Below are 12,686 nucleotides of genomic sequence, written 5' to 3'. Positions count from 1 at the left end.
AAGCCCCTAAATTAAGATGATTTGTGTGAAGAAAAAGAGCGTGGAGACGCTCTTTTTTATTTTATATACTTTCTTTGTGAGTGTTTCTATTACAATTATTCGGTATTTAGTTTTTGTTTTATTGTAAGTTTTAGATTACAAAATTATCATTTATTGATTAAACAAGTGTTAAAAAGTATGTTTTTTTAGATTAAATACATAAAATGTTTTGCAGTGTTCTAAAATGATTGTATCTTTACAAAGTAAAAATGAGTTAGTACTTTCATTTTCCCCAAGATGGAAGTTCTTAATAAAAGTGAGTTTTAATTTTAGATTAAGCCCCTAAATTAAGATGATTTGTGTGAAGAAAAAGAGCGTGGAGACGCTCTTTTTTGTTTTTATATAATTGATATTCAGGGATTAGCTATCAAAAGATTGCATGGTAACTAATTTTTGGTATGCGCCATTACTAGCAATGAGTTCTTCGTGAGTCCCTTGTTCTACAATTTTTCCTTTTTGCATTACAACGATTAAATCTGAATTTTGTATAGTAGATAGTCTATGTGCTATTACGATACTGGTTCGATTTTTCATCATATTTTCTAAAGCTGATTGCACCAGTCGCTCGCTTTCTGTGTCTAAAGCGGAGGTCGCTTCATCCAGAATCATGATCGGGGGATTTTTTAGCACCGCTCTGGCTATAGAAAGTCGTTGTTTCTGTCCGCCACTTATTTTATTACCACTATCACCAATATTGGTTTCTATACCTTTGGGAAGGTCTTTTACAAATTCCCAGGCATTCGCTATTTTTAAAGCTTCCAATATTTCTTCGTCAGACGCATTTTCATCTCCAATAAGCAAATTATTTTTGATAGTGTCATTAAATAAAATTGAGTCTTGAGTCACCAATCCCATTAACCCTCTTAAGGATTCTTTAGTAATATCTCTAATATCGATACCATCTATTTTGATAGCTCCTTTATTTACGTCATAGAATCTCGTAACCAAATTAGCTATCGTGGATTTACCACTTCCGGATTGCCCAACGAGTGCAACAGATTTACCTTTAGGAACATTAAGAGTGAAGTCGTTTAGCACATACTCATTCTCGTATTTAAAGGAGATACCTTCTAAAAGAATATTATCCTCAAAATTACTTTTATCAACTGCTCCAGGTTTATCTTGTAATGGAGATTCTGTGTTTAGGATTTCTAGAACACGTTCTGCAGCGGCGTTACCTTTTTTTACTCCGTAGTTAGCTTTTGAGATTGCCTTTGCAGGAGTTAAAATGTTATATGCTAAACCAATATATGCTAAAAACATTTCTGCTTCTAAAGTTTTGCTTACAAACACTAATCTTCCTCCATACCATAGCAATACAGAGATTACGCAAATTCCTAGAAATTCACTAGTTGGAGAAGCTAAATTCTGACGATTTAATAAAGTATTTGAAAATTTGAAAAACCTTGATGTAGATTCTTTAAACTTATTTCCAAATATTTTTTCGGCATTAAACCCTTTAATTACCTTAAGTCCACCCAATGTTTCTTCAACTACGGATAAAAAATAACCTTGTTCTTTTTGAACTTTATCAGAGTGCTTTTTTAATGTTTTACCAATTAATGAAATAAGAAACCCTGAAACCGGAATAAAAATGAATACAAACAACGTAAGTGTTGTACTCAAGTAAAACATAAATATTAAGGTAAAAAGAATGGTAAGGGGTTCTCTAACTATTAGCTCTAGAATTGACAAGAAAGAATGTTGTATTTCTAATACATCAGTAGAAATCCTCGCCATAGTATCTCCTTTTCGTTTTTCAGAGAAGAAGGATAATGGGAGACTAATAGTTTTTTCATATAACTCATCTCTGATATCTCTTAATACGCCATTTCTTAGAAATGTAATAAAGTACATTGCTAAATAATTAAATAGATTCTTTAACATGAATATAGTAATAATAGCTATAATCATATAAGTAAGAACATATAATTCCCCTTTAGAAGCAACATTTTCTGAAATAAAAATGTTTAGAGAATCCATGAGATAATCCTTAGAACTAGCAATTCCCTTCCATACAGGTTCGGGATACACCGTGTTTTTTTCCTTATTAAATAATACTTTAAGCATGGGAATTAATGCTATAAAGGACAATGCACTAAACAGTGCATAAAAAATATTACATATAATATTTAGAATCCCGAAAGATTTATAAGGTTTCGCAAAGCGAAGAATTTGTTTAAAATAGTTCATTAAGTATTCAGAAACGGTTATTATCGTTATTTAAGTTAATTGTAAATCTTTTTTGATGACTTCTATTTTATGATCTAGTTTTTCCTGTACTTTATCAAAATCAGCAGTAGTTGCTAAAGACTCTTGTACACTTATATAGAATTTGATTTTTGGTTCGGTTCCGCTTGGTCTTGCAGCGATTTTGCTTCCTGCTTCTGTGTAAAAGATTAATACATTGGATTTAGGGACATCAATAGTTTGCTCCGTGCGATCTTGGGTATTTTTGGCAATACTCGTATGATAATCTTCGATCAGTACTATTTTTTCGTTGTTTAGTGCTGTCGGAGGGTTATTTCTTAAATCAATCATTGTTTGTTTTATCTCCTCAGCGCCTTTAATTCCTTTTTTAACAAGAGAAATCAAACTTTCTTTATAAAATCCGTGATCTGTGTATAGTTTTAATAGCTCTTGATAAAACGAACTGCCATGAGATTTTGTATATGCTACTATTTCACAGGCTAATAGAGTAGAAGTAACAGCATCTTTATCACGAACAAAATCACCAACCATAAAGCCAAAACTTTCTTCTCCACCACCAATAAAGTGTTTTTCAGGAAAATCTTTGATGAGTTTAGCAATCCACTTAAATCCTGTAAGTACTTCTTTATATTCTACACCATATGCTTCACCAAGATTTCTTAGCATCGGAGTAGACACTATAGTAGAAGCTATAAATTCATTGCCATTTAATCCTTTTTCTTTATAGTGTTTTAATAAAAACCAAGTCATTACTACCATAGTTTGGTTTCCATTAAGCAATTGTAATTCTCCTAGATTGTTACGAATGGCAATTCCTAGTCGATCACAATCCGGATCTGTACCGATTACAATGTCGGCATCTACTTTTTTTGCCAATTCCATCGCCATGGCAAGTGCTTCAGGTTCTTCTGGATTTGGAGATTTTACTGTTGGAAAATTACCATCAGGAATTTCTTGTTCTTTTACGATGTGTACATTTTTGTACCCAGCTTTTTCTAATGTCTCAGGAACTGAAGTAATAGAAGTACCGTGTAACGAGGTGAATACAATAGTCGTATTATCTTTGGCCTCTTGAGTAGCAGCAAAACTTCCTTTCTTAACACTGTTCTCTATAAAAGGTACATCAATTTCTTTATCAATTTTCTGAATTAAATCAGTGTTTGCATCAAACTTGATATCGGTATAATTTAGTGAGTTAATTTCGGCAATAATCTCACCATCTTGTGGGGGAACTAATTGCCCTCCGTCTTGCCAGTATACTTTGTATCCATTGTATTCTGGCGGATTATGACTAGCAGTTAGTACGATTCCACAATGACAATTTAATTCTTTCACGGCGTATGATAACTCCGGTGTTGGTCGTAAACTAGAAAATAGATATACTTGAACCCCATTAGCAGAAAATACATCGGCAACAAGTTGGGCTAAGGTATCGCTATTGTTTCTGCAATCGTAAGCTATTACAGCTTTTGCTTGTTCTCCAGGAAATTCTTTTTTTAGGTAATTACTTAAACCTTGTGTACTTTTTCCTAAAGTATATTTATTAATGCGATTTGTTCCTACTCCCATGATACCGCGCATACCACCTGTACCAAATTCTAAGTCCTTATAAAAACTCTCTTTAAGAATTTCGGGATTGTTTTGCTTTAATTGTGAAATTTGTTCTTGTGTTTGAGTATCAAAAATAGGTGATAGCCACTCTTCAACTCGGGTATTTAGTACGGAATCTGAAATCTGCATTGGTTTAGGTTTTGTAACAAAAATACTATTTAATTTTGTTTTGTAAGCTCCTTTAAAAAGGATGTGCTTCGTTAAACTTAAGTTATGTAAGTAGAGGAGTTCTTTTTTTTAAGAAAAATCTCCTAAACAGAGAGTTTTTGTTTGAAAATTAAGACAAATTGAGTGAAATTTTTCAAGAGTTTTATCTCAAAAAAAGAAATAATTTTCTTAGACCGATTTCAGATTTAGAGATGTATTTTCTCAGAAATGTTATATCGTTCTTTATCTCGCTTGCTTGTTAAAATGATCTCTCCCAGGAATCCAGCAAGAAAAAACTGTGTTCCTAATATCATAGATGTCAATGCTACATAGAATTCAGGTCGTTGAGCAATTAATCTTCCTTTTGTTTCTATAAAGAGTTTGTCAATTCCTAGATACAATGAAAAGCAAAATCCAACAATAAAAAGAATGGTACCGATCAGTCCAAAGAAATGCATTGGGCGCTTACCAAAGCGAGACATAAACCAAATGGTAATTAAATCTAAGAAACCATTTATAAAACGACTCATCCCAAATTTAGTTTTACCATACTTTCTTGCCTGGTGTAATACTACCTTTTCACCAATTTTATTAAAACCAGCATTTTTTGCCAATACAGGAATATAGCGATGCATTTCTCCATGTACATCAACATGTTTCACCACTTGATTTTTATATGCTTTCAATCCACAGTTAAAATCGTGTAATTTTAGACCCGATGTTTTTCTTGCGGCAGCATTAAATAATTTGGAAGGTAAATTTTTAGCGATTACAGAATCGTATCGTTTCTTTTTCCATCCAGAAATCAAATCATAATTATCTTTGATAATCAGATCATATAATTCAGGTATTTCTTCTGGATTATCTTGTAAATCTGCATCCATGGTAATGACTACATCACCTAGAGCTTCTGCAAAACCAGCATGTAAAGCCTGAGACTTACCATAATTTCTCAAGAATTGTATTCCTTTTACGTTTTGGTCCTTTTTTGATAAGGTAGTAATGACATCCCAAGATCCATCTGTACTGCCGTCATCTATAAAAATGATTTCATACGAGTAAGAGTTGGATTGCATTACCTTTGCGATCCAATCATATAATTCGGTAAGCGATTCCTGCTCGTTAAGCAACGGTATGACAACAGAAATATCCATATTATTTTGATGCTGAATTAGTTTTAAAAACAGAACCTGCAATTAAAGATATCACAGCTCCTAAAAATACAAACCAAATTGTATACATAATGACCCCAATATAAGACTTACTAGCATCTTGATTCTCAAGATTTAGTTTTACTTGATCCAACTGATCTGGAGAAAATTGTTCTGTAAATCGTAACTGTGTATTTATTTGAAAATCAGGATCGATATAAACATCATAAACATATGCCATAGAACAGTAGCATAGTCCAATCGCTCCCATAATAATGATACCCGTTTTTAGAGCGTCTATAATGGTTAAACTACCTTTTATGTTTTTATATTTTTTAATTACATATATAATGAGAATAATCTCTAGTATAAAAGCAATCAAAAAAGTAACATAATATAGAATAGGAGAGAGTTCTAATATTCTGGATATATAGTCCAAAGCAACTCTGGAAATACCAGATAAAAAGGCTACGCCAAGAATATAGTTAAGAAAATTTTTATGAGAAATCCCCATTGATAATTTAGTAAAATGATTTGGTTGACAAATATAGGTATTACATTAATAGAAAATATGAACTCATCTTGACTTTCTGTTTTGAACTAAAAAAATTGGATTGCTGCATCAGCAATCCAATTGTGTGTTTTTAAATTATGTATATTTTAATATAAAGGTTCTTTCTTTTTTACGGCCAAACAAGCTAATAGTCCGATGATGATATAAAATATCATCCATCCAAACCATCCTTTGACCTGAGACCCTAAGCTTAAAGTATCTTGTTCTTCAGCTTTAGCAATTTGCTTTTCTATTTCTTCTTGCGGTGCTCCCATACTTTCCATAAAATCAACAGAAACTTGAATTCCTTTTTCCTTTATATCCAAAGCAGCTTCTGGGTCAACTACATTAAAAATAAGTATGGCTACTACCGAGCTAATAAGCGTTCCGATTACAACAGTAATAAAGTATGAAGTAAATGCAGATTTAAAAGAAATGAAACCTTCTAATTGTTTCCTGCTTTTTACTGCTGCTATGATCCCAAGTGTGATAGGTAATAGTATTGCAATTGCCAAGTTTATGTACCATAATTTAGTAAAAAAATCTTGATACACCGCATATGCTATTACAGTAATTAATGAAAGAATTACTCCTAAAGTGATACCTTGAGCAATTCCATTAGATTTTACTGGTTTTTCCATAATTATATTGTTTTGGTTATTTAGATATAACACATAAGTATACAAATGTAGCAAATTGTTACATTTTACTTTTTAAAAAGATGATAATGGAAAATTCTGAATGGAGATAATTTTTTTAGTATCTACTGTTTATCAGTAGCACTAATTAAAAGGGTCTCGCTTTTTTCTGATGATGAGTCCGCCAATAAGACCGAATAAAATACCATTAATCAAATCTTCTGCAAGAGCAATTAAAATCATTCGAATGGGAGAAGTATATTTTCTTGTGATCGCAATTTTTCTTTCAATATTTTCTTGGGTGAAATTGGTAGCAGTTTTTGCAATACGTTTGATTTGCTTGTCTTCAATTTGTGTAATAATTTCAGGATCTATTACTTTAATTAATAAAACCTTCCATAATATAGCCATTAATCCTCCTAACAAAGATATTCCTATACTAATCTTTAACGCTTCTCCAAGACTCATATAACCATTGTTATTTTTTTTAAAAATAAGCAGACCGGCAATGATGCTGGTAATAGTTATGAAAAAAAGAATAATTAAATGGAATACACCTTGATCGGTGTAATTACCGGTTAAGTAAGAGGTAAGACTAAAAATAATACTCGCTATCCCAAAAAGAACACCATATTTTAGGATATATTTTTTTGAAGGAATGCTCTTACTTTTCATTGTTTCCTTTAGTTGTTTTTGTAGAGTTTAAAACTCAAATATAATAAAATGTTAATAGTAAATTGCTTAATTTCTTCTTTTTTAATGGGTAATTATCGAAAAAAGATTATATTTACGTTATAAAATTACGGTTAAACCATCGTTTTTATTGTTTTTTACAAGTAAGACATAATAAAGATAAAAATGCATTTTAGCTGTTTTTTTTGACTCTTTAACTCCCAAAATATTGGCTTATGAAAACAAAATTACTTTATTTAACGAGTTTTTTACTTGTGCTTATTACTTCTTGTTCGTCTGATGAGAGCATTAATGGTTCTGTGGAACAAGAAAAAGATTTAAAGGTGAAAAGTCTTATTGAGGCTTTTGCGAAAGATGTAATTCCTTCTCCAGGTTTTTCTAAATTCATTGAAGAAGTACAAAACAAATCATCCTCTGGATTGACTACTGAAGAAGCTGATCAATTGGAACAAGAATTTTTGAGTCGACAAACGGAAGAGTTTGTTCAGCTCTACTATTATGTATTAGCATTAAATTTATCTAAAGAAGAACTTAGAGGTTTTATAATTGAATATTTATCTATTATCAATAAAAGTTTTAAAGAGGATGCGAAAAATGATACCGATGAGTGTGCAGCTGGTGGGGCTGGAGATGATGACTCTATTTTGTGGGCATTAATCCTTGCAATCTTTTGTGAAGAGAATAAAGTATGACATAACATCTATTAATTTAATACTGTAAGAGTTTTCTAATAAAGAGAGTTAAATTTCTTTTAAGTAAAAGAGTATTGCAGGTAGCAGGATACTTTTTTACAATGAAAATTTAATCTTTTAAAATTATTAAACCAATTTTATTTTATTCAAGGTTGGTATTTTATAAAAAATGTTTAAATTTGCACCTCGAAAATGATAATACAATACAATGAGAAAAGATATTCACCCAGATAATTACAGACTAGTTGCCTTTAAGGATATGTCGAATGATGAGGTTTTTTTAACTAAATCTACTGCGAATACTAAAGAAACACTTGAGGTTGATGGTGTTGAGTATCCGTTAGTGAAATTAGAAATTTCTAGAACATCTCATCCTTTTTATACAGGTAAGTCTAAACTAATCGATACTGCAGGACGTATCGATAAGTTCAAAAACAAATACGCTAAGTTCAAAAAGTAATTTAGTATGTAAGAATTATTGGAAAGCCTTTCTTCATAGAAGGGCTTTTTTGTTTTTAGATGTTACCGTATTTTTGGAACTTGATGACATAGAGTAATTGAATTTTTGTAATGTAACTCGAATAGTGGATAGTGGTTTCATATGGTTAATTACGTCATTTCGAGTGATACGCCTTAAGCGGATTGTATCGATAAACTTTCAAAAATGAAAATTTACTTGTCTTCTATATGATTTTCTATCAAAAATTATTTTGACTGACGTAAATTTTCTGATCATTATTCGCGTTAATATTGTAATATTGATCATCTATTAAGTAACAATAACAATGCAAAACTTTTCATTTTTATAGCTATGAATTATATTCTTTTTGATGGAGCTTCCAGAAATTCACTACTTCCTTTTACATATACCAGACCAGTAGCTGATATCAGGATTGGTATTTTAACCATTCGTGAGAAATGGGAGCAATATTTGGGATTTACAACCTCTACAATTACCGAAGAATACCTTAGTGGTAAGTTTCCTATGGTAGAATTAGAAGAGAATGTAATGATAAATGCTTCTTATTTACCAACAGAGAATCTAGTAATTATGGTGAAGAACTTAGAACCGAATCAAGCTATATTTTTTGAAGACGAACCAATTGCTTTTTATGCAAAAGAAGATCAGGAAGTAGATTTTGACACCTATGATGTAATTCAGTATAGCTATGATGATGTATTTACGGTAAAATATACCTGGGATATTTTTTCTAAAAATGAACGAGCAATCAAGGAAGATTTTGATTTACTTACTAAAGATCGCGAGAGTCAACCAATTCCAACAAGTAATAATGTCATTGCGCCAGAAAATGTTTTCTTAGAAGAAGGTGCTAGATTAGAATTCGCAACACTTAATGCATCTGGAGGACCGATATATATAGGAAAAGATGCAGAAATTATGGAAGGTAGTCTTATTCGAGGACCTTTTGCTCTTTGTGATCATGCCACCGTAAAAATGGGAGCTAAGATATATGGCGGTACTACAGTAGGGCCACATTCTAAAGTAGGAGGAGAGGTTAATAATTCTGTGATATTTGGATATTCTAATAAAGGTCATGATGGATTTATAGGTAATACGGTATTAGGAGAATGGTGTAATCTTGGAGCAGATACGAATACCTCTAATCTTAAAAACAACTATGCGCCGGTACGATTATGGAATTATGAAACAGAAGGTTTTGCGAAAACAGGATTACAGTTTTGTGGTTTAATGATGGGTGATCATTCTAAATGTGGTATCAATACAATGTTTAATACAGGAACTGTAGTAGGAGTTAATGCTAATATTTTCGGTAGTGGATTCCCACGTAATTTTGTACCTAGTTATAGTTGGGGAGGCAATAGTGGATTTACTACCTATTTAACCAAAAAAGCTTTTGAAGTAGCAAAAGTAGTGATGTCTAGACGAAATATAGAACTAACAGAAGAAGATCAAAAGATTCTGGAGCACGTTTTCGAAGAAACAAAAACGTGGCGTAAGAGTTATGTATAAAAGGACTCGGGAATTCTGAAAATTTTTATTATACAAAAAAGACAGTCTTCTTAAGACTGTCTTTTTTGTATAATAAAATGTAGTAAACTCTAGTTACTTTGAGTAAAATGTTTCAAGTGCTCCTGCCGAGGCGCTTTCGTTATCGCTCAGAATAATTAATTCTGATCCGTTTAAAGTAACTGTTCCTGATAAATAAAACAGAAAACCAAATTCTTCATCATAACTATCTACAAAGTTGGTTTCAAGGTCAGTAGTTTGGTCTTTAAATGCTATCAGGTTCAATGTATTTTCTTCTTCATCAAATGCCCACATTCCAGATATTAAATCTTCTGAACCAAAGGTGTCAACTACTTGGCTGTTATTAACACTACAAGATTCTAGACTTTCAGGAAAATTAAATTCTTGCTTTTGGAAAAATAAATCTTCAAAAGTAAAAGTTCCATTCTCATCTAAAGTCAGTTTTATTTCGGTAGATGCATAGCACCAACCTTCTGATTCCTGAACTACTAAAGTATCATCATTATTACAGGTAATAGTTCCCGGTCCCTCACAAAAGTTCACATCCCCAAGTACAAGAGTTTGGTTATTCGATAATTGCTTTGTGTAATTCCAAGTACCCACTAAATTAGGGTTACCTCCCCATGCTTCAATTTCTACACAAACTTCTACTGGCTGGCTGATATTACCATCAGTATCGTAAATACAGATTAAATAACAAAATGTTCCCGCAGGCACAGTATCTTCAAAATCTACATCAATTTCAATTTGTTGATCGTTTACTTTGCTTAGTTTTTTGTTAAAAAATCCTTTTCTTTTCTCATTGTTAATTACTTTTGATCTACGAGGTCCTGTAACGTTCCAATATTCATTAGCCATGGTACCATCTGTGGATTGTACCTGGATATATGCTCCTGCATAATTGGTTGGTGCGTCAAAAGTGATATCAAAACCATTTTTCTGAAAACCAGATTGCGTAGTTTGATCCATAGTAAAAGGTAATGTGCCTGTAGGAGTTGGAGCATCACCGGGAACTATTGTTCCGTTGTTGATAATAATATTTCCGGATACATCGTCAGGGTTTAAAGCAATTTCTTCTGTTGGATCAGGAGTTACAGTTACGATTCCGCTAACTGAGTCATCATCACTACAAGATGCTGCTACTAGGAATAATGCTGCTACTGCACAGAAATAGGTTTTTTTCATAAGATTTAGGTTAAAAATTTATGTTAAAAAAATTAAATAGATGCCGAATATAATAAAAAAACATCGATTAAGAGTGTTTTTAATCGATTAAAGGCTGTTTTCTGTATATGTTAAATCAAAGATTAAGGAGTCTTCTCCTTCCAAACCCGCTTTAAGACTAAGAAGTTTTGTGGGTTATTAGTTAATCCTTTTACACTGTTTTGAACAAATCGTGTAGCTTGATCATAATACAAGGGAACTATGGGAGCATGTGCAATTACTATAGAGTCCATTTTTATGTATAATTCTTCTCTTAGTTTATTATCTGTGATAGAAAAACTCTTTTCGTAAAGTTGGTCAAAAGTTTCGTTTTTAAAATGAGTGTAGTTGGGACCATTTGGAGTGAAGTTTTTACTATAGAAAGGGGATAAGAAATTCTCGGCATCTGGATAATCCGCAATCCAGCTTGCCCTAAATGTGTCCAATTCACCACTCCATTTCTTTTCTCTTATCGTGGAAGGAGTCATTACATCGACAATAACCGTAAGGCCGACTTTTTCCATTTCTCTTTGAATAAATTCAAACAAACTTTGGTAGTTATTATCTGTAGCAATCCTAATAGTTGGTTTTTTGTTGCCACTGCGCTTTATATATTCTTTAATGAGTTGTTCTGCTTTTGACGGATTATACTCGTATCCCTTTTGTGCATTATAACCTGGTAGCCCATTGGGTATAAAGCCACTAGTAGCGGGAGTTCCAACTCCGTTCTTTAAATAGGTGATCATTTTTTGTCTATCGAACCCATAATTAATTGCTTTTCTTATCAATTCAGATTTAACTTCTTCGTTATTTCCTTCTAGGTAAAAGCCTAAGTATTCTGAATTTAAGTAAGGGCTTTTTGTAAACTTAATTTTGTCTTTAAACTTGTCTCTTAGTTTACCACTAGGTGTGAGTAATTCATCTTTGTACGATGCATCCAGACTATTTAGAAAATCAATATTTCCTTTAGCAAATTGCAAAAATTCTGTTTGTTTATCCGGTAAAAATGTAACTGCAACAGCTTCGAGATAAGGTAATTGTTTTCCGTTTTTGTCTTTTTCAAAATAAAGCTCATTGCGACGTAATATCAGTTTGATGTTTTCTTTCCAAAGTTTAAATCTAAAAGGTCCAGTTCCAATTGGATTTGCTCTAAATTTCGTACCATAGAATGTTATAACTTCTTCTGGTACTACGGAGCAATATCGCATACTCATCAATCCTAAAAAGGCAGGAAAAGGTTTTTTTAGTTGTACCCGAAAGGTAGTATCATTAATTGCTTTATAATTTTCTACGTTTTTTAAGACCCAATTTCCAGGAGATGCAACTTTTGGGTCAATAAGTCTGTTAAAACTATATTCAAAATCCTTTGCTGTTACTGTTCGTGTGCTATCTTTAGTTTTAAAGGCGGTATGTTTATGGAACTTCACATTATCTCTTAAAGTGAAAGTATAGATTAAGTTATCATCCGAAATTGTCCATTTTTTTGCAATATCCGGCTGTATGTGTAATGAATCGTCTAATTGCACAAGGCCATTGAATAATTGGTTTGTTGCCCAAATAATTGGTGGGTTTCGGGCAAATGCAGGATCTAAGGTAGGGATATTAGAATATTCATTATATCTGAATACCAGATGATCTTTGTCTTCTTTAGAAGAATTTCCACAAGAAAAGCAGAGAGTACACAGGTAAATTGCTGCTAAATAGTGAATTATGGAAGTTAATCGGTTGATTTTCAAT

11 protein-coding genes are annotated in these 12,686 nt (G+C 32.1%); 3 read left to right on the top strand and 8 right to left on the bottom strand.

All coding sequences use genetic code 11. The annotated features are described in order from the left end of the window. Positions 1-399: 399 nt before the first annotated feature. The 6 genes from D1818_RS06575 to D1818_RS06550 form a co-directional block, all read right to left on the bottom strand. Positions 400-2,232: an ABC transporter ATP-binding protein gene (locus D1818_RS06575; protein WP_118457199.1), complete on the bottom strand. Its 1,833-nt coding sequence runs from the start codon at positions 2,230-2,232 to the stop codon at positions 400-402. A 30-nt stretch (positions 2,233-2,262) separates the two neighbouring features. Beyond that, entirely contained in the window at positions 2,263-3,990 is a 1,728-nt protein-coding gene (locus D1818_RS06570) for a phospho-sugar mutase (protein WP_118457197.1), read from the bottom strand. A 224-nt stretch (positions 3,991-4,214) separates the two neighbouring features. Further along, a complete protein-coding gene (locus D1818_RS06565) occupies positions 4,215-5,162 on the bottom strand; it encodes a glycosyltransferase family 2 protein (RefSeq protein ID WP_118457195.1) in 948 nt (315 codons plus the stop codon). A 1-nt stretch (position 5,163) separates the two neighbouring features. Then, complete coding sequence (locus tag D1818_RS06560) at positions 5,164-5,673, bottom strand: DUF4199 domain-containing protein (RefSeq protein WP_118457193.1); 510 nt, start codon at positions 5,671-5,673, stop codon at positions 5,164-5,166. 146 nt (positions 5,674-5,819) lie between these two features. Then, positions 5,820-6,353 (bottom strand): DUF4199 domain-containing protein, encoded by a 534-nt coding sequence (locus D1818_RS06555; protein WP_118457191.1) that lies wholly within the window; start codon positions 6,351-6,353, stop codon positions 5,820-5,822. Between the two features lie 141 nt (positions 6,354-6,494). Next, complete coding sequence (locus D1818_RS06550) at positions 6,495-7,025, bottom strand: DUF4199 domain-containing protein (protein WP_118457189.1); 531 nt, start codon at positions 7,023-7,025, stop codon at positions 6,495-6,497. A 233-nt stretch (positions 7,026-7,258) separates the two neighbouring features. On the opposite strand from D1818_RS06550, the gene D1818_RS06545 reads away from it, so the two are divergent. The 3 genes from D1818_RS06545 (at position 7,259) to D1818_RS06535 (ending at position 9,728) form a co-directional block, all read left to right on the top strand. Then, positions 7,259-7,735 carry a hypothetical protein gene (locus D1818_RS06545; RefSeq protein ID WP_118457187.1) on the top strand — a complete coding sequence of 159 codons (477 nt, stop codon included), beginning with the start codon at positions 7,259-7,261 and terminating at the stop codon, positions 7,733-7,735. 208 nt (positions 7,736-7,943) lie between these two features. Beyond that, positions 7,944-8,195, top strand: a complete 252-nt coding sequence (locus D1818_RS06540; protein ID WP_027392055.1) for a type B 50S ribosomal protein L31 — start codon at positions 7,944-7,946, stop codon at positions 8,193-8,195. Positions 8,196-8,546: 351 nt separating this feature from the next. Then, positions 8,547-9,728, top strand: a complete 1,182-nt coding sequence (locus D1818_RS06535) for a GlmU family protein (RefSeq protein ID WP_118457185.1) — start codon at positions 8,547-8,549, stop codon at positions 9,726-9,728. Between the two features lie 93 nt (positions 9,729-9,821). Here the strand turns inward: D1818_RS06535 and D1818_RS06530 are convergent, their stop codons facing one another. Both D1818_RS06530 and D1818_RS06525 read right to left on the bottom strand, forming a co-directional pair. After that, positions 9,822-10,931: a hypothetical protein gene (locus D1818_RS06530; protein ID WP_118457183.1), complete on the bottom strand. Its 1,110-nt coding sequence runs from the start codon at positions 10,929-10,931 to the stop codon at positions 9,822-9,824. Positions 10,932-11,053: 122 nt separating this feature from the next. Then, positions 11,054-12,679, bottom strand: a complete 1,626-nt coding sequence (locus tag D1818_RS06525) for an ABC transporter substrate-binding protein (RefSeq protein ID WP_118463551.1) — start codon at positions 12,677-12,679, stop codon at positions 11,054-11,056. Between the last annotated feature and the right edge of the window lie 7 nt (positions 12,680-12,686).

The sequence above is a fragment of the Aquimarina sp. BL5 genome (genome assembly GCF_003443675.1).
GTDB lineage: Bacteria > Bacteroidota > Bacteroidia > Flavobacteriales > Flavobacteriaceae > Aquimarina.
The sequence above is the reverse complement of the archived record's forward strand: the minus strand, read 5'-3'. Positions and strand labels throughout refer to the sequence as shown.